This window comes from Mycobacterium sp. ENV421 (assembly GCF_002887815.1).
In the GTDB taxonomy this organism is placed as follows: Bacteria; Actinomycetota; Actinomycetes; order Mycobacteriales; family Mycobacteriaceae; genus Mycobacterium.
In genome coordinates this window covers 1-19,161 of record NZ_PDHO01000009.1, presented here as the reverse complement: position 1 = coordinate 19,161, position 19,161 = coordinate 1, and the positions used below count along the sequence as shown (strand labels likewise).

General features: G+C 69.5%; 17 protein-coding genes. 8 read left to right on the top strand and 9 right to left on the bottom strand.

The window, feature by feature from the left end:
- The first annotated feature begins 54 nt into the window (after positions 1-54).
- Positions 55-306: a mycoredoxin gene (locus CRM90_RS13215; RefSeq protein ID WP_036340096.1), complete on the top strand. Its 252-nt coding sequence runs from the start codon at positions 55-57 to the stop codon at positions 304-306.
- 68 nt (positions 307-374) lie between these two features.
- Here CRM90_RS13215 and nudC read toward each other — a convergent pair whose 3' ends face one another.
- On the bottom strand, positions 375-1,292 hold the full coding sequence (gene nudC, locus CRM90_RS13210) for an NAD(+) diphosphatase (RefSeq protein ID WP_370508532.1): 918 nt from the start codon (positions 1,290-1,292) through the stop codon (positions 375-377).
- A 4-nt stretch (positions 1,293-1,296) separates the two neighbouring features.
- Positions 1,297-2,373: a potassium channel family protein gene (locus tag CRM90_RS13205; RefSeq protein ID WP_102807413.1), complete on the bottom strand. Its 1,077-nt coding sequence runs from the start codon at positions 2,371-2,373 to the stop codon at positions 1,297-1,299.
- 63 nt (positions 2,374-2,436) lie between these two features.
- Here CRM90_RS13205 and CRM90_RS13200 point away from each other — a divergent pair, with 63 nt between their 5' ends.
- Entirely contained in the window at positions 2,437-2,847 is a 411-nt protein-coding gene (locus CRM90_RS13200) for a DoxX family protein (protein ID WP_102807412.1), read from the top strand.
- Here CRM90_RS13200 and CRM90_RS13195 read toward each other — a convergent pair.
- Positions 2,822-6,055, bottom strand: a complete 3,234-nt coding sequence (locus CRM90_RS13195; protein ID WP_102807411.1) for an ATP-dependent helicase — start codon at positions 6,053-6,055, stop codon at positions 2,822-2,824. The genes CRM90_RS13200 and CRM90_RS13195 overlap by 26 nt on opposite strands.
- Positions 6,052-9,180: an ATP-dependent helicase gene (locus CRM90_RS13190; protein WP_102807410.1), complete on the bottom strand. Its 3,129-nt coding sequence runs from the start codon at positions 9,178-9,180 to the stop codon at positions 6,052-6,054. The genes CRM90_RS13195 and CRM90_RS13190 overlap by 4 nt, the downstream gene beginning before the upstream one ends.
- Before the next feature lie 118 nt (positions 9,181-9,298).
- Between CRM90_RS13190 and CRM90_RS13185 the strand changes: the two genes are divergently transcribed.
- The gene (locus tag CRM90_RS13185) at positions 9,299-10,084 is read left to right on the top strand and encodes an alpha/beta fold hydrolase (RefSeq protein WP_199189889.1); all 786 of its coding nucleotides are present in this window, start codon (positions 9,299-9,301) and stop codon (positions 10,082-10,084) included.
- Between the two features lie 2 nt (positions 10,085-10,086).
- Positions 10,087-10,383 carry an MGMT family protein gene (locus tag CRM90_RS13180; protein ID WP_102807408.1) on the top strand — a complete coding sequence of 99 codons (297 nt, stop codon included), beginning with the start codon at positions 10,087-10,089 and terminating at the stop codon, positions 10,381-10,383.
- Here CRM90_RS13180 and CRM90_RS13175 read toward each other — a convergent pair.
- The 3 genes from CRM90_RS13175 to CRM90_RS13165 are packed head-to-tail and all read right to left on the bottom strand — an operon-like array spanning position 10,380 to position 13,513.
- Positions 10,380-11,234, bottom strand: coding sequence for a TIGR02569 family protein (locus CRM90_RS13175; RefSeq protein WP_102807407.1), 855 nt, complete (start codon positions 11,232-11,234; stop codon positions 10,380-10,382). The two genes, CRM90_RS13180 and CRM90_RS13175, sit on opposite strands and share 4 nt — an antisense overlap.
- A 48-nt stretch (positions 11,235-11,282) precedes the next feature.
- Positions 11,283-12,458 (bottom strand): adenylyltransferase/sulfurtransferase MoeZ, encoded by a 1,176-nt coding sequence (moeZ, locus tag CRM90_RS13170; protein WP_102807564.1) that lies wholly within the window; start codon positions 12,456-12,458, stop codon positions 11,283-11,285.
- Positions 12,459-12,475: 17 nt separating this feature from the next.
- Positions 12,476-13,513 (bottom strand): DUF3152 domain-containing protein, encoded by a 1,038-nt coding sequence (locus tag CRM90_RS13165; protein ID WP_102807406.1) that lies wholly within the window; start codon positions 13,511-13,513, stop codon positions 12,476-12,478.
- A gap of 161 nt (positions 13,514-13,674) precedes the next feature.
- Between CRM90_RS13165 and fasR the strand changes: the two genes are divergently transcribed.
- Positions 13,675-14,349: an HTH-type transcriptional activator FasR gene (fasR, locus tag CRM90_RS13160; protein WP_102807405.1), complete on the top strand. Its 675-nt coding sequence runs from the start codon at positions 13,675-13,677 to the stop codon at positions 14,347-14,349.
- A 12-nt stretch (positions 14,350-14,361) separates the two neighbouring features.
- Here fasR and CRM90_RS13155 read toward each other — a convergent pair whose 3' ends face one another.
- On the bottom strand, positions 14,362-14,613 hold the full coding sequence (locus CRM90_RS13155; RefSeq protein ID WP_036340122.1) for a DUF3107 domain-containing protein: 252 nt from the start codon (positions 14,611-14,613) through the stop codon (positions 14,362-14,364).
- A 197-nt stretch (positions 14,614-14,810) separates the two neighbouring features.
- On the opposite strand from CRM90_RS13155, the gene CRM90_RS13150 reads away from it, so the two are divergent.
- The gene (locus tag CRM90_RS13150) at positions 14,811-15,377 is read left to right on the top strand and encodes an MmpS family transport accessory protein (protein WP_102807404.1); all 567 of its coding nucleotides are present in this window, start codon (positions 14,811-14,813) and stop codon (positions 15,375-15,377) included.
- 13 nt (positions 15,378-15,390) lie between these two features.
- On the opposite strand, the gene CRM90_RS13145 is transcribed toward CRM90_RS13150, so the two are convergent.
- Complete coding sequence (locus CRM90_RS13145) at positions 15,391-16,074, bottom strand: ferritin-like fold-containing protein (RefSeq protein ID WP_102807403.1); 684 nt, start codon at positions 16,072-16,074, stop codon at positions 15,391-15,393.
- Positions 16,075-16,325: 251 nt separating this feature from the next.
- Between CRM90_RS13145 and CRM90_RS13140 the strand changes: the two genes are divergently transcribed.
- Together CRM90_RS13140 and CRM90_RS13135 are read left to right on the top strand one after the other, a co-directional pair.
- Entirely contained in the window at positions 16,326-17,855 is a 1,530-nt protein-coding gene (locus CRM90_RS13140) for a DEAD/DEAH box helicase (RefSeq protein ID WP_102807402.1), read from the top strand.
- Between the two features lie 20 nt (positions 17,856-17,875).
- Positions 17,876-19,105, top strand: a complete 1,230-nt coding sequence (locus tag CRM90_RS13135) for an Rv3212 family protein (protein ID WP_102807401.1) — start codon at positions 17,876-17,878, stop codon at positions 19,103-19,105.
- Positions 19,106-19,161 lie beyond the last annotated feature (56 nt).

The window sequence follows — 19,161 nt, the reverse complement described above, 5'->3', positions numbered from 1 at the left end:
CTTGGCAGGGGGTGGGGACATTGCACGTTTGGCGCTGAAGATAGGTTCGAGCCCATGAGTGGCAACGATCCCCAGCTCACCATGTACTCCACCGTGTGGTGCGGCTACTGCAAGCGCCTGAAGACCGCGCTGAAATCGGCGGGCATCGCGTTCACCGAAGTCGACATCGAGCACGACCCGGACGCCGCCAAGTTCGTCATGTCAGTCAACAACGGCAACCAGACCGTCCCGACCGTGAAGTTCTCCGACGGTTCGGCGCTGACCAACCCGAGCCTGAAAGACGTACAGGCCAAGCTGGCGTCGTAAGCCCGCGCCGAGATCGACGGATTGCAGCGTTCTTCTCGCACTTTCGCTGCCAATCGTCGGTTTGGGCGCTAGGTGGCGTGCGCCCAGGATTCGATGATCTCGCGAGCGATCGAGATCGAGCCGGGCAGCAGCAGTTTCGACGATGAATCGCTGCTCCAGTCGCCGTGCTCGAGCGCTTCGCGGACCTCGGCTCGGGTGAACCAGGCCGCCTCGGCGATCTCGCCGTCGTGGAAGACGAACTCCTGCTCGGGATCGCCGATGGCGTGGAACCCCACCATCAGTGACCGCGGGAACGGCCACGGCTGACTGCCCAAATACTCGACGTCGCGCACCGAGAGGCCGATCTCCTCGTTGACCTCGCGCACCACGCAGCTCTCGAACGACTCCCCCGCCTCGACGAAGCCGGCGAGCAGCGAGAACAACCGCTGCGGCCACACGGTCTGGCGGGCCAGCACCGCCCGGTCATGACCGTCGTGAATCAACACGATGATCGCCGGGTCGATGCGGGGGAACTCCTCGTGGCCGGTGAGCGGATTCAGCCGCGACCAACCCGCTTTGACCGCTTTGGTCGGTGACCCGTCCACAGCGCTGTACCGGGCGTGCTCGTGCCAGTTCAGCAGGGCCAGCGCGGAGGCCAGCAATTGAGCGCTGACGTCGTCGATCTGCTGACCGCCACGGCGCAGATCCGACACCTCGCCCTCACCGTGCTCGGGGGCCTCCAGGGCGGCGCGCACCGCCCATACGTGCCGGCCGTCCTCCAGGCGGCCCAGGAACACCGCATCGGGCGGCGGCGCATCGGCGTGCTTGGCCGCCGCCGTCAGCGACACCCGGCCGTCGGCGACCATCACCTGGTTGCGGTGGTCGACGCGCAGCAGCGCGGCATCGGCCCAGCCGGCGATGGCGGCGTCGACGTCGGTACGCAGATGATCGGCACGGTCGGCGCCAACCCGGGACAGCAGCGGAACGTTACGAAGTCGGAAAGCCACGCTGTCAGTCTTCTCCGGTGGCGCGAACGTAGAGCAGCCGGTCGGTGGTTTCCAGGGCATCGACGTCCGGATCGTCGACGCGCAGCAGCTTCCCGCCGCGCACCACGCCCAGCACGATGTCGGGCAGGTGGCGCGGAGAGCCGCCGACCTCCTTGTGCTCGACCTCGCGCTCGGCGATCGCGAAGCCGGCATCCGGGGTCAGCAGGTCTTCGATCATCTCGACGACGCTGGGCGTGGTGGTCGCGATGCCCAGCAACCGGCCTGCGGTCTCCGAGGACACCACCACCGAGTCGGCGCCGGACTGACGCAGCAGATGCTGGTTCTCGGCTTCCCGCACCGCGGCGATGATCTTGGCTTTCGGGGCCAGCTCGCGTGCGGTCAGCGTGACCAGCACCGCGGTCGGATCGCTATTGGTGGCCACGATGATCGAATTGGCGTGCTGGGCGCCGGCCAGCCGCAGCACATCGGACTTGTTGGCGTCCCCGCGTACGGTGACCAGTCCGGCGGCGTTGGCCCGGTCGAGCGACGGTTGATCGGTGTCGACGACGACGATGTCGGCCGGCGCGACACCGTCGCCGATCATCGCGGCCACCGCCGTCCTGCCCTTCGTCCCGTAGCCGATGACGACGGTGTGGTTGCGCACGCTGTTCCTCCAACGCTGGATCTTGAGAGCCTGCCGCGACGCCGTGGTCAGGGTTTCGACGGTGGTACCGACCAAGACGATCAGGAATGCCACCCGAAGCGGGGTGATGACCAAGACGTTCACCAGACGCGCGGTCTCGGTGTACGGGGTGATGTCGCCGTAGCCGGTGGTCGAGAGCGAGACGGTGGCGTAGTACAGGCAGTCCAGGAAGGTCAGCGGCCCGTCGCGGACGTCCCGGTAGCCGTCCCGGTCGAGGTAGACGATGAAGACCGCCAGGAACAGCGCGGTCAGGGCGTAGATCAACCGACGGGCGATGCGGCGGCCCGGACTGACGAACTTCTCCGGGATGTGCAGGTAATCGACGAGTGCGCTGTCGGGCTTGGCTGCCAGGTTCTCGTCGATCGCCTCGAGCCTGCGCCGCAACCTACCCTTGGCCACGCGACTCCGTCGTCAAGCCCAACCCTCTCGTCGTGAGCGCCACCACTCCAGCATTATGTACCCATGCCGACGACGACTACCGAACTCGAACCTTCACGCAGCCCCAGCCAGCTGCCTGCCTACCGCGCCGCGCTGATGCTCATCGGCATCGGCGTCGGGCACTTCGTGGCGCCCAAGCCCTTCGATGAGATCGTGCCCGCGGAGCTCCCGGGCGACGCCCGGTTCTACACCTACGCCTCCGGAGTGGCCGAGGTCGGCATCGGGACCATGCTGCTGGTGCCCCGGACTCGTCGCGCTGCCGCGCTGTTCGCGATCGCGTTGTATCTCGCGGTGTTCCCGGCCAACGTCAACATGTGCCGGTTGTGGAAGGACAAGCCGTTGCCGATGAAACTGGTGGCGCTGGCCCGGTTGCCGCTGCAGATTCCGATGATCACCCAGGCGTTGGCCATCAGGCGCAACGCTCCCCGCTACTAGCTTCGGCGAGCAAGGCCACCAATTCCTCTGGGCCGGAAAGGTTTTCCGGCGTCACGGTGACACCGGCACGCACATAGTGGAACACCGCCCGGACGTGCGACTCCGGGCAGCTCTTGATCGCCGCCCACGCCAGGCGATAGACCGCAAGCTGCACGGCCGCGTGTCTTTTGGCGTCGTCGTCGGCCGGCGGTTCGCCGGTCTTCCAGTCGACGACGGTCATCCCGCCATCGGCATCGGCGAACACCGCGTCGATGCGTCCGCGCACCACCGTGTCGCCGATCGCCATCTCGAACGGCACCTCGACGTCGACCGGAGTGCGCGCCGCCCACGGCGATTTCGTGAATGCGTCCTGCAGAACGGTCAGCTCCGCGGTCTCAGTGGCGGCGCCGTCGACGGCTCCCGGCAGGTCGTCGAGGTCGAAGAGCCGCTCGGCGCCGTAGAAGCGCTGCACCCATTCGTGGAATGCAGTGCCCAGGATCGCGTGCGGATCGGGCCGCGACGGCAGCCTGCGGGTCAGCCGGCGCAGCGCCGCCGGATCGCGGTCGAGTTCGACCAGTGCGCTGACCGACAGCTGCCCGGGTAGCTGCACCGGCGGCGGCGCGGCGATCCGCGCCCGTTCGGCCAGCAGCGCGTCGACGTCGGCGGCCCAGTTCTCCGGGTCCTCGCCGGAGTCCGGGATTGCGCCGGCCAGCGCCGACCGGACCAGCGCGGCGCCCTGCTCGATGTCGGGGCGGGTGCGGCCGAGCGGGTCGGCGGGCCAGACCGCTTCCCGGACGCTGTCGCGCAACGGGTTTCGTTCACCGTCAGCAGGCTCTGGGGCCCACTGTTCCACCACGCCGCACGGTTGCCCCGCCGCATCGGCGGCGTCGATGATGTCCTTGATCTCGTGCAGGAAATCCGACGGCCCGCGCGGTGTGCTTTCCGTGGAACCCCAGTGGTGCCCGGACAGCAGCAGGGTGTCCTCGGCTCGCGTGATCGCGACGTAGAGCAGTCGGCGTTCCTCATCGAGGCGGCGCTGCTCGAGCTGCTTCTTGTGCGCCATGATGCTGTCGGCCAACGCTTTTCGATCGTTGACGTGTTCGGTGTCCAGCACCGGCACACCATGCAGACCGGCGGCAGCCCGATCCCCGCGCAGCAGCGGCGGCAGGTCGGCCGGGTCGGAGAGCCAGGTCCGCTTGGAGGCGGTGGACGGAAACACCCGCGCGGACAGGTGCGGGACCGCCACCACCTGCCATTCGAGTCCCTTCGCGGCGTGCACGGTCAGCACCTGCACGCGCCCGGTGGCCACGTTGACCTCGGCAGGCGCCAGACCGTTCTCCACGACCGCGGCCGCATCGAGGTAGGCCAGCAGCCCGCTGATGCATGCCCCGGGCCGGGTCGCATAGTCGGCGACCACGTCGGCGAACCGGTCGAGGTGCTCGGCACCGGCCCAGCCCGCGGCGACGGGCCGGGTGGCCCGCACCTCAACATCGACGCCGAGGACGCGCCGCACCTCGCCGACGAGTTCGGTGACCGGGTGGCCCAATAGCGTTCGCAGTCGGGCCAATTCACCGGCGAGATCGGTGATACGACGGTGTCCCTCAAGCGAGTACGCCGTGGCCGGACCCGGGTCGGCCAACGCGTCGGCCAAGCTCGCGGTGTCGGCATCGGGCGCGGCGGAGGCAATGATCTCTTCAGCGGTGACAGCCGCCTGCCGAGCCCCGTCGATCGCCATGGCGCGCCGCCACAGCGCGGCGAGGTCGGCGGCGCCGAGTTGCCAGCGTGGACCCGTCAGCACCCGCATCGCCGCCGCGCCGGCGGCCGGATCGGCGACCAGTCGAACCATCGCCGCCACATCGGCGACCTCCGGGATCGACAGCAGACCGGCCAGACCGACGACTTCGACGGGCATGCCGCGGGCGCTGAGCGCCTCGGCGATCGGGCCGGCGTCGGCGTTGCGCCGCACCAGCACCGCGGCGGTCGGCGGCTCAGCGTTGTCTGCCGCCGCCTCGGCGTAGCGCGCCGCGATGTGGTCGGCGACCCACTCCCGCTCGGAGGCCACGTCGGTGAGCAGCGCGCAACGCACCGCGCCGGCCTCGGCGCCGGGGCGGGCCCGCAGCGCTCGGACTGCGACCGAGCGACGGCGGGCTTCGGCGGAGATCTCGTTGGCGATGTGCAATGTGGTCGGCGGGTTGCGCCAGCTGGTGCGCAGTTCGAGTGTGGGCGCCGGGGACCCGTCGGCCTGCGGGAAGTCGGTGGTGAACCGCGGCAGGTTGGTCGCCGACGCGCCGCGCCAACCGTAGATCGACTGGATCGGATCGCCGACCGCGGTCAACGCCAGGCCTTCGTCGGCGCCGGCCCCGAACAGCGACGACAGCGCGATTCGCTGGGCGTGGCCGGTGTCCTGATATTCGTCGAGCAGCACAACGCGGTAGCGGGCGCGAAGCTGCTCCCCCACCTGCGGGCAGGTCGAGGCCAACCGCGCCGCGGCCGACATCTGTGCGCCGAAGTCCATCACCTTGTCGGCGCGCATCCGTGCATGGAGCGCGTCGATCAGCGGTACCAGGGCGGTTCGCTCGGTCTGGGTGGCCAGCATGCCGAGCAGGAACTGGCTCGGGCCGCGATCACGTTGATACCGCCCGGCCGGCAGGTGATGCACCAGTCGGTCGAGTTCGAGGTGGGTGCCCAGCAGCTGGTCGGTATCGACCAGGTGCTCGGCCAGTTCGCCGGACAGCTTGAGCACCATCGCGGTGACACCGGCCGGGTCCTTGGTGGTGTCCAACGGCCCGGGGTAGCTGCTGACCACGTCGAAAGCCAGTTGCCACAACTCGGTTTCGGTGAGCAGCCGGGCGTCAGGTTCCACCGGAAGCAGCGGTCCATACTCGCGCAGCAACGCACCGGCGAAGGCGTGGTAGGTGCTCACCGTCGGCGCTCCCTGCGGCGCGGCGCCTCCGAGGTGACCCGCCAGGCGGGCCAGCCGGGACCGCACCCGGCGCAGCAGCTGCCCGGCCGCCTTGCGGGTGAAGGTCAGGCCGAGCACCTGACCGGGATCGGCGAATCCATTGGCCACCAGCCACACCACCCGCGCGGCCATGGTCTCGGTCTTGCCCGCACCGGCGCCGGCGATGACGACGAGCGGGCCGGGCGGGGCAGCGATGACCGCGGCCTGCTCCTCGGTTGGCGTCGGAAGACCAAGGGCCTCAGCGAGTTCGACGGGGCTGTAGGTCATGACGACTCCGTTCCCGGTGCGGTGTGCGCAGGGCAGGACGGGCGCATGGGGCAGTGTGCGCAGCCGTCATTGACCCGGGCGATGAACTGCGGTCCCGCCGTCGCGGCCGCCGCCTGTTGCACGGTCTGGTGCCACTGCGCTGTGCTGTCCGCGGTGAGTGCGGACTGTTCGCGTTCGGTGGCGCCTGATGCGTTCGGTTTGGCGACGTAGACCAGCCGGCCGCCGCCTGGACGGTCCCCGTCGGCCAGTGCCCCTTCGGCGATGGCCAGCTGGTACAGCCCGAGTTGGGCGTGGCGCTGCGCGTCGTCCTTGGTGACGGGGCTCTTCCCGGTCTTGACGTCGACGATCACCAGCCGGCCCTCCGCGTCGCGCTCGAGCCGGTCGACCCGCCCGCGCACCCGCACCCCAGGCTGACCTTCGCCGGGCTCGGCGATCACACCGTCGACGGCGACCTCGGTACCGATCTCGGTCAGCTCGTGGCGGGTCGCCGAACGCCACGCCACGAACGCCTCGAGCATGGCGCGGTGCCGATCCAATTCATTGTCGGCATACCAGGCCGAGTCGAACGGAATTGTGCTCCAGAGCTTTTCCAGCTCAACCACCAACTGCTCCGCGCCGGTCGCCGACCCGGCGATCAGGGCGTGCACCACCGACCCCAAGGTCGAGCGCAGGTCGCGGCGTTCCGTGCCGCCGTGCCGTTCGGCCAGCCAGCGCAGCGGGCAGTCGGTGAGCGTCTGCACGGTCGAGGGGCTCAGGGTGACGGTGTGCTGATCATCGCTCCACAGCGGTTCGGCGGTGCTGACCGAGGTCATCCCGTACCACTGTGCCGGGTCGGCACCGGCCACACCGTCCGCGGCCAGCCGTGCCAATTGTTGTGCAGCGGTGGCGCGTTCACCGTCGCTGACCGTACCCGCGGGCGCGCACACCACCGCCCGCAGCCGGCCGACGACGGCCGACGGTGCCAGCACCGGCGGGGCGACGACCGGCTGGGCGGGCCGCACGTCATCCGCGCATGCGTACGCCTCGAGCTCGGCGACGAACGGCGAGGGCAGCGCCGCATCGTCACCGGCATCGCTGTCGACGGCCGTGATCAGCAGCCCCCGCCGGGCACGGCCCATCGCGGCGATGAGCAGTCTGCGTTCCTCGGCCAGCAGCGGCGCCCGCGCCGACACGTCGTCTCCCAGACCGTCGAGGACGTCCAGCAGCCGCTGAGTGCCCAGCACGCCACCGCGGGGTGTGGTGTTGGGCCACAGGCCGTCCTGCAGGCCGGCGATCACCACCAGGTCCCAGTCACGCTCGAGCGCCGCGTGCGGACTGAGCACCGCGACGGTCTCCGATGCCGGCTGTCCGTCGCCGCTGACCGGTGGAAGTTGCAGGCCCGCAACATGATCCACGAACCCCCGCAGCGACGCCCCGGTGGTGCGGGTGACGTAGTCGTCGGCGATGTCGAACAACGCGGTGACCGCGTGCAGGTTCCGGTCGGCCAGCGCGCCTTCGGTTCCGCCGCGCTCGGCCGTCGACAGCCAGCGGCGCTGCAGCCCGCTGCGCTCCCACGCCTGCCACAGGGTGTAGCGCGGGTCGCGGTGCCCGCGATGTCCGCGGGCCGCCGCCGTCAGCACCGCACGCACCCGGTTCACCGGGCGCGCCAGTGTTGCCGGCAGATCTACCGGACCGGTGGTGAGCGCCGCGACCAGCTGCTCGCCGAATTCGCCGGAACCGCCGCGGAGCAACGCCCGGCGCAGCTGGCGCAGGGTCACCGGGTCCACCCGGCCGATCGGGCCGGTCAGCAGCGACACCGCCTGCTCGCCGGTCAGACCGTCGGCGGTCGCCGCCAGCACACCCAGCAGCGCTTGCGCCGCAGGCTGTTCGGCGACGGGTCCGGCCAGCTGAGCCGCATCGACCGGAACACCGGCACCGGCCAGCGCACGCGGCAGGGCCGCGGCCGCCGACGGCGACCGGACGATGACGGCCAGCTGCGACCACGGCACACCGTCGACGAGATGCGCGCGGCGCAGCGTGTCGGCGATCAACGCCGCCTCGGCGTGCGCCGAACCGGCGATACGCACACTGACCGATCCGTCGTCACCGGCATTGCCGTCGAGCACGCGCCACGCGCTGTTGCCCGGCAGCCCGGCGGCGATCCCGCTGATCGCACGGGCCACCGCGGGCGCGCACCGGTGTGAACGGCCCAGCTCGACCACCGGGGTCTCGGCTGCCGTCAGCACAGCCGGGTCGGCGCCGCGGAAGCCGAAGACTGCCTGATTCGGGTCCCCGGCAAGCAGAGTCAGTTCCGTGCCGGCCGCCAACACCCGGACCAGCCGCGCGGCCTGCGGGTCGAGGTGCTGGGCATCGTCGATGAGCAGCAACCGGATTCGAGACCGTTCGGCCGCCAGCAGTTCGGGATCGGATGCCAGCGCCTCCAGCGCGGCACCGACCAGCTCTGCCGCGCCGAGCGCAGGCACCGTGGCCTGTGGCGCGGCGGTGCCCACGGCCGCGCGCAGCAGCATCACCTGTTCGTACTGCTGGGCGAAGCGCCCCGCGGCCGCCCACTCGGGCCGCCCGGATAACCGGCCGATGCGTTGCAGGTGCTGCGGATCCACTCCCCGCTCGGCGCAGCGGGCCAACAGATCCCGAAGCTCGTTGGCGAACCCGCCGGTGGTCAGCGCGGGGCGGAGGACCTGCGGCCACCGCGACGCCGACGTGTCACCGTCCTCGAGATCACCGGCCAGCAATTCGCGGATGATGCCATCCTGCTCCGCCCCGGTGACCAGCCGCGGCGGCGGGTCACCAGCGCGGGCGGCGGCCTGCCGCAGGACCGCGAAGGCGTAGCTGTGCACCGACCGGACCAGCGGCTCCCGCACCACCGCGCGGCACGGCTCAGCCGAGCGAGCCGCGAGCAGCCGGGCGGTCAGCGCGCTGCGGGTGGCGCCGGCCAAGCGGCCCGAACCCGTCAGCAGCAGAACGGATTCCGGGTCGGTCCCCGCGGCGATGTGTGCCGCGGCCGCCGCCACCAGCAGAGTGGTCTTGCCGGTGCCCGGGCCGCCGACGATACGAACCGTGCCACGCAACTCCGGGCGCAGCACATCGGCAGGTTCGGTCGCCCGGGCCAGCAGTGCGGAGGTCATGCGGGTATGTCACCACGCACCACCGACAAAACCTGCAAATCCCCGGGTCGCTGCGCTCTCCCCCTAGCCTTCGGCGGGGGGTGCCCCCAGCCCGCTCCTAACTGGCAGCATGGGACCCGTGACCCACGATCTTCACGTCCACCGTTTCGGGCCGCCCGGACCGATCCGGATCCTGGCCATCCACGGTCTGACCGGCCACGGCCGTCGCTGGCGCGCGCTGTCGGAGAACCACCTGCCGGAGTTCGCCATGGCCGCACCCGATCTGATCGGGCACGGCCGGTCGTCGTGGTCGGCCCCGTGGACCATCGACGCCAATGTCGCGGCGCTGGCGAGCCTGCTGGAGGACGACGCCGACGGGCCGGTGCTGGTGGTGGGCCACTCCTTCGGCGGTGCGATCGCACTGAATCTCGCGGCCGCCTACCCGGACCTGGTGTCCGGGTTGGTGCTGCTGGATCCCGCGATCGGCCTGGACGGGCAGTGGATGCGCGAGATCGCCGACTCGATGCTGTCCTCCCCCGACTACCCCGACCGCGACGAGGCCCGCACCGAGAAGTTCAGCGGCTCATGGGCCGACGTGGACCCGGCCGAACTCGACGAGGATCTCGACGAGCACCTGATCGAACTGCCGAACGGCCGCTTCGGCTGGCGGATCTGTGTGCCCGCGATGATGTCGTATTGGAGTGAGCTCGCTCGCGATATCGTGCTGCCACGTACCGGGACTCCGACGACGCTGGTACGCGCGCAGTGGACGGATCCGCCGTACGTCAGTCCGGAATTGCTCGACGGCCTCGCAGGCCGGCTCGGCGACGATTTCACCGTGGCCGACTTCGCGTGCCAGCACATGGTGTCGCACGCCAAACCGGAGGAGACCGCGAAGGTCATCCGGGATCTGCTGGAGCCGTAGCGATGGCCCCGATCACCGACGCGCAAGTCGAGCGGGTGCGTGAGCTGGTCGCGGCCATCCCTCCAGGCCGGGTCGCGACCTACGGTGACATCGCTTCGGCGGCACAGCTTTCCAGTCCGCGCATCGTCGGCTGGATCATGCGCACCGATTCCTCTGACCTGGCGTGGCATCGGGTGATCACCGCGTCCGGGCGTCCGGCCGCTCATCTGACGACCCGTCAACTCGAATTGCTGCGCGCCGAAGGTGTACTGGCCCACGACGGCCGGATCGACCTGGCGCAGACCCGACACACGTTCTAGAGAACCAGCCGGATCAACGCGGCGGTACGGGCCAAACCGGGGAACGCGGCCGCCGTCGAGCGTGGATGCAGTGCATGTACGGCGAGCCGGAACATCAACGCGCGCAACAGCATCTGCGGCCACTCCGGCAACGCGTCCCACCGCTCGATCAGACCGTCGTCGGCCTCACCCCACGCCAGCGCGTCGACGACGACCACCCCGGCCGCCCACGATGCCGGCCGCCAATAGGGGGTGATGTCGGTGATGCCCGGTGCCGCCGTTCCCGCGAACAACACGGTGCCGTACAGATCGCCGTGCACCAGCTGGTTGGGACTCTTGGTGGGCTTACGCAAGCCGGCCAGCTGATTGATCAGTTCCACCGACCGCTCGCCGTCGGCCGATCCCGGAGCCACCAGCGCGCCGGGCGGCAGTGAATGCAGCGGACGTTCCTCCCACGCGGCCCGGTCGGCGGCGATGAACACGTCGACATCGCTCCACGGAGCGACCGGCGCCTGGGTCAGGAACCTCGGCCGTTCGAGTTTGGCGGTCGCCTCGTGCAACCGCACCCCCGCCGACACGACCTCGTCGTGGCGGGGCTCCGGGCTACCGGCGACGAATGTGTCTGCCCGCCAACCCGAGACCACGTAGCGTCCGTCGGTCGACCGCACCGGCCGCGCCAGCCGGACCCCGTCGACGAACAACGTCTCGCGCGCTTTCGCCGACCAGGCGGCCCTGGCGTGGTCGGCGATCACCGACAGCACCACCTCGCCGCACTTGAAGCCACCTTCCCAACCCGCCCCCAGCGGTTCGGGATCGTGGCTCTTGAGACCGAACGCGGCCAGTACATGCTCAGGCGGGCGCTCATCACTCACCCCGTCAGCCACCCCGACAGCCTAAATTGTCGCGACGCAAAGTAGCCGTCAGTAGAGCACCATGTCGGGATCGATTTGCTTCGCCCAGGCCACGATGCCGCCCTGCAGGTGCATCGCATCGGCGAAACCCGCCTTCTTCACCACCGCCAGCATTTCCGCGGAGCGAACCCCGGTCTTGCAGTACAGCACCGGTGTGCGGTCGTGTGGCAACCTCGACAGGCCCTCGCCGGACTCGATCGCCGACTTCGGGATGAGCTCGGCGCCGGCGATGTGATTGATCTCCCACTCGACCGGCTCGCGGACGTCGATCAACGCCACGTTCTTCCCGGAATCGAGCAGCTCACGCAGTTCGCGCGGGGTGACGGTGGAATCCTGCGCGGCATCGACCGCCGCGTCGGACACCACGCCGCAGAACGACTCGTAATCGATCAGCCCGGTGATCTTCGGGGTCTCCGGATCCTTGCGGATGGTGATCGTGCGGTACGTCATGGCCAGCGCGTCGTACATGATCAGCCGGCCCAGCAGCGTGTCGCCGATGCCGGTGATGAGCTTGATGGCCTCGGTGCCCATGATCGAGGCGATCGACGCGCACAGGATGCCAAGCACGCCGCCCTCCGCGCAGGACGGCACCATGCCCGGTGGCGGCGGCTCGGGATAGAGGTCGCGGTAATTCAAGCCCAGCCCGTCCGGAGCGTCCTCCCAGAACACCGAGACCTGACCTTCGAAGCGGTAGATCGAACCCCATACGTACGGCTTGTGCGCGAGCACCGCGGCGTCGTTCACCAGATAGCGGGTGGCGAAGTTGTCGGTGCCGTCGAGGATCACGTCGTACTGCTCGAACAGCTGCACCGCATTGTCGGGTTCCAGCCGCTGCTCGTGCAGGCGGACGGTCACCAGCGGGTTGACCTCGAGGATGGAGTCCCGTGCGCTGTGGGCCTTGGAGCGGCCGATATCGGACTGGCCGTGGATGATCTGGCGCTGCAGGTTGGACTCGTCGACCACGTCGAACTCGACGATGCCGATCGTGCCGACGCCGGCGGCCGCCAGATAGAGCAGCGTCGGCGAGCCGAGCCCGCCCGCGCCGATCACGAGCACCCTGGCGTTCTTCAAGCGCTTCTGACCGTCGACACCGAGATCCGGGATGATCAGGTGTCGGCTGTACCGCGCGACCTCGTCGCGAGTGAGCTCGGCGGCTGGCTCGACCAGCGGCGGCAACGAGGGCACCGGCACTCCTAGGATCGTCAGGCGATCGGATACGGCCAGGGATTGAACCGGCAGGTCTTGCCGTCGGCCTTGACGTACTCCGGATCGAAGCGCGACGCGTCGTCGTCGGCGGTCGAGAAGGTCTGCTGCATCATCACCGGCGCCAGGCCACCGCTGTCGGCGCAGGGCTCGTGATGTTGGTAACCGATCGCGTGGCCGACCTCATGGTTGATCAGGTATTGCCGGTAGGAGCCGATGTCGCCCTGGAACGGCACCGCACCGCGCACCCACCGCGCCTCGTTGATGAAGACACGCGGTTGCGCGTCCGGGCCGTAGGCCGGGTTGTAGCAGGACGACTCCAGCGGGATCTCATAGCCGCAGCCCTCACGCACCGTCATCGGCGACGTCAGCGACACCCGGAAATCCGGCTTGACGTCCGGGGCGTCGACCCGCTGAAAGGCGAACTGCGGATTGTGAATCCAGCTCTTGGGGTTGCCCAGCGTCTCGGAGACCATCCGGGCGAATCCTTCGTCACCGCCGAACGACGCGGTGTCGACACCGTCTTCGACCTCGACGGTGTAGGTGAACGTCTTCGCGGTTCCATCACCGACCTTCGGCGTCGTACCCGGCACGATGTGCCACGTCTTGGCGCCGGCCTCGGTGAACGCCCCGCCCTCCGGCAGGATCCCGGTCGGTAGGTTGGCGTCGAACTCGGTGAGCCCACGGGGTGGCGCACCGATGATCGCCGTCCCGCTCGACCCGATCGTCGGCGGGCCCTGCACGGGGCCGTGGGCGATGTCTTGAGCCGCGGGAGCGGCGGTGCCGGTGATCGTTTGGTAGAGCACCACTCCGGTGACCACGACCAGAACGGGCAAGGCATACGCGCGCCAGCCGTAGGTCGATATGAACCGGCCCAGCCAGCTCTGCTTACGCAATTGACGATGCTGATCCCGGTTGGATCTGGCCCGGCCCGACTCCCCCGCCAACGGGTCGCGCAACGCGCGCAGCGGCTCCCGCCACTCGTCGCGCAGCACCGGCACCCGACCGCCGCCGCGGTGCCCCGGGTCGTAGGTCACCGCCCCAGGATGGCACAACAGCCCAACACGGGAGTTCCGGCGCGCCCGCGCCCGCCGGACGCAGCTACGGGCGAGTAACCCCAGCCGGGTAGTAATGTCGACGCGACGGGCCGGTAGCGCGGGGGCACGGCGACCGGCCACAGAACCAGATTGAGGACTCGATGAGCGAACTCGCCGACACGGCCGAGCGGAAGTCCGCTCGAACAGCCAGTGGCGACCGTCCCGCCGCCGCGCCGCGGCGCGGAAGCCGCTTGCCGCGCGACGAGCGCCGTGGCCAGCTACTGATCGCGGCCAGCGAGGTCTTCGTCGACCGCGGCTATCACGCCGCCGGAATGGACGAGATCGCCGACCGCGCCGGTGTCAGCAAACCCGTTCTGTACCAACATTTTTCGAGCAAACTCGAGCTCTATCTGGCGGTCCTGAACCGGCACGTCGAGAACCTGGTGTCCGGGGTCCGGCAGGCCCTGCGGACCACCACCGACAACCGGCAGCGACTGCGCGCCGCGGTGCAGGCCTTCTTCGATTTCATCGAGCACGACGGCCAGGGCTACCGGCTGATCTTCGAGAACGACTACGTCACCGAGCCGCAGGTCGCCTCGCAGGTCAAGGTGGCCACCGAAGCCTGCACCGACGCGGTGTTCGACCTGATCAGCCGCGACTCCGGGCTGGATCCGCATCGCGCCCGGATGATCGCGGTGGGCCTGGTGGCGATCAGCGTCGACTGCGCCAGGTACTGGCTGGACGCCGACCGCCCGGTCTCCAAGGAGACCGCGGTCGACGGGACGGTGCAGTTCGCCTGGGGCGGACTGTCACACGTCCCGCTGACGCGCTCCTAGCGGCCCCAACGGCTACGCGCCGGCAGCACCGCCCGCGCCGATCCCGAATCCGACCCGCCGCACGTCGGCGACACCGATCTCGACATAGCTGATCTTGGCGGTCTGCACCAGGAAGCGGCGACCCTTGTCGTCGCTCAGGCTCAGCACATCCGGGCCGTCCTTGGCGAACGCCGAGGTCACCAGCTCTTCGACCTCAGCGGGCGTCTGGGAGCTGGCGAACACGAGCTCACGCGGACTGTCCGTGACACCGATCTTGACCTCCACGCTGGCCCCTTCTCTCTCGTCTGCGTCGTGTGCGCATCTACCCAAGGAAGGCTAGTGGACGCCCCGAAACAAAGACGGTCCACGGTCGCGGCCAGCCGTTCGCGGTTAGCGAATAGGGCGTCAAGCTGCGATAACAGCATGGCAACGGACAGGCGCGCCGCGCCGTGGCCAGGCGCGCGCGTCCATAACCTTTTCTCGTGAGCGACACCTTGCGCCGGAAGCGGCTGGTCCAGTGGCCCCGTGTGGCGCTGACCGTCGGCGGCGTCCTGGTCGCCGCCACCGCGACGACGTTCGTGGTGCGGACCGGGGACGCCGCCAGCACCATCGCCGATTCCAGCACCACACCCACCCGCACCGTGGTGGCGATTCCCGGTCCCCGGACGTCGACGCCGCCGCCGGCGCCGGTCACCGTCACCGTCCCCGGCCTGCCTGTCGAGACACCGGTCATGGTCCCGCCGCCGAGCGCGGCGGCCGCCCCGATGGCCCAGGCGACGGTCGATCCCGCCGAGATCGTCTACACCGTGGCGGGCAATCAGCGCCCCGACGACCCGGTCACGATCACCTACGCCGACGAGGTGGGCGCCCTGCGCACCGTCGAGAACGTCTCCCTGCCCTGGCGGCTGACCGTCGTGCCGACCGTGCCCGTCAACTACGTGACCGCCAGCAGCAACGGAAGTCAGCTGAACTGCTGGATCACCGACGCGCGGGGGGCGACCGTGGCCGCCGCGACCGACAACACGATCTCGGCGACCTGCAACCGTTAAGTCAGGCCCAGTTCTAGGTCAGGCCCAGCTCGCCCATCCGCTCGGCGTGCGTGCGCTGCAGCCGGTCGAAGAAATCGGCGACCTGCCCGAGGCCACCCGGACCGGCCAGCACCAGATCGACGAGTTCGTCACGCTCGGCCAGCACGTACTGAGCCTGGGTGATCGCCTCGCCGAGCAGTCGGCGCGACCATAGCGCCAACCGGCTGCGCTGGCGTCCACTGCTGGTCACAGCCTTGCGAACCTCGGCGACCACGAACTGCGAATGCCCGGTCTCGGACAGCACCCCGCGCACCACCGAGGCCACCTCGTCGGGCAGCACGTCGGCGATCTCGAGGTAGAAGTCCGCCGCCAGCGCGTCACCGACATACGTCTTGACCAACGCCTCGAGCCAGGTGCTCGGCGTGGTCAGCCGGTGGTAGTTCTCCAGCGCCGACGCATACCGCGTCATCGCCGGCACGACGTCGACACCGCGCGCTTCCAGCGCCTCGCGCAGCAGCTCGTAATGCGCCATCTCGGCAGCGGCCATGCTGGCCATGTTGATCCGGCCGCGCAGGTCCGGAGCCATCCGGGCTTCCTCGGTGAGCCGGTAGAACGCGGCGACCTCGCCGTAGGCCAGCAGCGCGAACAACTCGTTGACGCCGGGGTGGTCGGCGGTGATCCGCGCCGGTGACTCCGAGGCGGGCTGGGGGGCCGTCATGGCCGTCACTGTAGTCCCGGCTGGAGCGCCGATCAGTCCCGGAGACCGCGACCAGCTATGATGAGGTCTGACGAACGCCGTGAGGCGTGGTCAAGGAAATGTGCGTGCATGCAGTGGGCCCGCTCCCTCAGTGCAGGGCCCGGCGATTCGGGGCATCGAAACTCGTTTGCCCGAGTCCATTCCGAAGTCAGAACTCGTGCGCGCGTGACAACGCATTCGAGGACCGACTACGGAAGGCACAACGCCACCACATGACCCCACTGACCATTCATCCCCAGATCTCATTCGCCCAGCTCGGAGTACGTGACGAGATCGTCCGGGCGCTGTCCGAAGAAGGCAAGGAATTCGCCTTCGCCATCCAGGAGCAGACCCTGCCGATGGCGCTGGCCGGCGACGACCTGATCGGCCAGGCCCGCACCGGCATGGGCAAGACCCTCGCCTTCGGTGTGCCCCTGCTGCACCGCATCACCACCGACACCACGCGGCCGCTGACCGGCACCCCGCGCGCGCTCGTCGTGGTCCCGACCCGTGAGCTGTGTTTGCAGGTCCACGGCGACCTGGTCGCCGCATCGAAGTACCTGAAGGCCGATGAGTCGCGCAAGCTGACCGTCACCGCCATCTACGGCGGCCGCCCGTACGAGCCGCAGATCGAGGCGCTCCAGAACGGCGTCGACGTCGTCGTCGGCACCCCGGGCCGGTTGCTCGACCTCGCCCAGCAGGGCCACCTGCAGCTCGGCGGCCTGTCGGTTCTGGTGCTCGACGAGGCCGACGAAATGCTGGACCTGGGCTTCCTGCCCGACATCGAACGGATCCTCAAGCAGATCCCGACCGAGCGCCAGGCCATGCTGTTCTCGGCGACCATGCCGGACCCGATCATCACGCTGGCCCGCACGTTCATGAACCAGCCCACCCACATCCGCGCCGAGGGTGTGCAGGGGGCCGCGACCCACGACAGCACCGAGCAGTTCGTCTACCGCGCCCACGCGCTGGACAAGGTCGAGATGGTCAGCCGCATCCTGCAGGCGCAGGGCCGCGGCGCGACGATGATCTTCACCCGCACCAAGCGAACCGCACAGAAGGTGTCCGACGAGCTGGCCGAGCGCGGGTTCAAGGTCGGTGCCGTGCACGGCGACCTGGGCCAGATCGCCCGCGAGAAGGCGCTCAAGTCGTTCCGCAGCGGCGACATCGACGTGCTGGTGGCGACAGATGTGGCAGCTCGAGGTATTGATATCGACGACATCACGCATGTGATCAACTACCAGATTCCCGAGGACGAGCAGGCCTACGTGCACCGCATCGGCCGTACCGGCCGGGCAGGCAAGACCGGCATCGCGATCACTCTGGTGGACTGGGATGAGCTCGACCGGTGGTCGATGATCAACACCGCGCTCAAGCTCGACTGCGCCGATCCCGCCGAGACCTACTCGAACTCGCCGCACTTCTACGAAGAGCTCGGCATCCCCACCGACGCCGGCGGCACGGTCGGCGCCGCGCGCAAGTCGCAAGGCGCCAAATCGCAGGGCGCCAAGTCCCAGAGCGCCAAGTCCCAGGACGGCACGCGGATCAGCTCCGCCGATTCCAACCGGGAGCGGCCCAGCCGCAACCGTTCTCGCCGGCGTACCCGCGGCGGCGAGGGCGCCAACGGACACACCGCCACGCAGTCCGAGGTCTCCGCAGACGTCGACCAGCCGGTCGAGGGTGGCGACGACAGCCCGGCCCGCAAGCGCCGTCGCCGGCGTCGTCCGCGCAACGCCGCCGAGGCCCCCGCAACCGCAGGCTGACGACCGCTATCGTCGCCTAGATGGTCAGACCCGAGCGCCGCACCAAGGGCGATCTCATCGCCGCGGCGACGATCGCACTTGTCGTGGCCGTCATCGCCGCGCTGTTCTGGTGGAACAGCTCCGCGCGGGCCACGATCAGCCGGCCCGCCACATCGCCGGCGCCCAATCCGGTCCCGGCACGGGTCGTTCCCGCCACGCTGCACCAGTTGTGGACCGCGAGCAGCCCGCGCACGCTGAGCCCGATCGTCGTCGGCGGCACGGTGGTGACCGGCGACGGACGGACCGTCGATGGGCATGACCCGCAGAGCGGTCAGATCCGCTGGACGTTCGCCCGCGATACGAACCTGTGCGGGGTGTCCTACGTCTACGACCTTGCTGTCGCGGTGTATCCGGATTCGCGTGGCTGCGGACAGGTCAGCAGCATCAACGGCGGCACCGGCCAACGCGGACCGACCCGCACCGCCTACGCCGACAAGCAGGTGGTGCTCAGCTCCAACGGCAGCGCCGTGCTGTCGGCCGGTCCCACCCGGCTGGAACTGTGGCGCTCAGATCTGGTGCGCATGCTGTCCTACGGCGAGATCGATGCCCGGGTCAAACCGGTCAACCAGGGCATCGGCACGGGCTGCACCCTGATGTCGGCGGCAGCCAGCGACGAGGCCGTCTCGGTCATGGAAGCCTGCCGCGACCAGAAAGACCTGCGCCTGACGCTGCTCAAGCCGGCGAAGGAAGAAGACGAGCCCGACACCAAGAACGTGCCGCTGCCCGGCGTCAGTGCCGACTCCGAGGCCCGCGTGCTGGCGGTGTCGGGCACCACCACCGCGGTGTACCTGCCGTCCCCCCAACCGCAGATCGCCGTGTACGACGACACGGGCACCAAGATCGCCAGCACTCTTCTGAAAAAGGCTCCGGTGCTTGCCAATCCGGCCCAGGCCGTCACCCACGCCGGCGACTTGTACACCTGGTGGACCGGCGACAGCGTGGAAGTGTTCGATGCGCGGCTGTCCTACCGTTACACCATCGAAGCGTCGGAAGCGGTGGCCCCGCTGGGCCCTGGCGCGATGATGGCGGGCCGGCTGCTCATCCCGCTGACCAACGGCATCGGGGTGTACGACCCGACCAGCGGCACCAGCGAGCGGATCATCGCCGTCACCCATCCGGCCGGCACGGGACCGGTGGTGCCCGCCGTCACGGGCTCGACGGTGATCGAGCAGCACGGTGACGCGCTGGCCGTGTTCGGCCCGAAGACCTAGATGTATCCGGCCATGAGGTTGGTAGCGGGCGTGTTGGCTTGATGTGAGGAGAACCT